Origin of the sequence: Capnocytophaga canis (assembly GCF_000827555.1) — a bacterium.
In the GTDB taxonomy this organism is placed as follows: domain Bacteria; phylum Bacteroidota; class Bacteroidia; order Flavobacteriales; family Flavobacteriaceae; genus Capnocytophaga; species Capnocytophaga canis.
The window spans coordinates 1-359 of record NZ_CDOI01000063.1 but is presented as its reverse complement, the minus strand read 5'-3'; the positions used below and the strand labels follow the sequence as shown (position 1 = coordinate 359).

General features: G+C 40.4%; 1 protein-coding gene. It reads left to right on the top strand.

What is annotated here, in order from left to right; translation table 11 throughout:
* Positions 1–359, top strand: a 359-nt coding sequence (locus CCAND38_RS11810) for a DUF5689 domain-containing protein (protein ID WP_042343495.1), incomplete at both ends; no start/stop codon positions are given.

The window sequence follows — 359 nt, the reverse complement described above, 5'->3', positions numbered from 1 at the left end:
ATTGCAGAGGCTTTGACAGGAAACTACGAGAGCCAATTGGTGCGTATTGAAAATGCTCAGTTTACGGATGTTTTAAAAATCTACAGCGGAACTCAATCTATCACTACGGATTGTACCAATCATTTGGCTGTATACACTCGAAAAGAAGCATCTTTTGCAGGAAAAGACGTTAGCGATAAAAAAGGTACAATCACTGGGGTAATGGCTGTCCATAACTCTACTATTCAACTCATAATGAGAAATGTAACTGATGTAAACTTTACTGAAACTCGCCAAGATTGTGGAGGTTCAGGAGATCCAAGTACACCTACTTACGTTGAGAAAACCGTAAGCGAAATACGAGCGATGCACACTTCAGC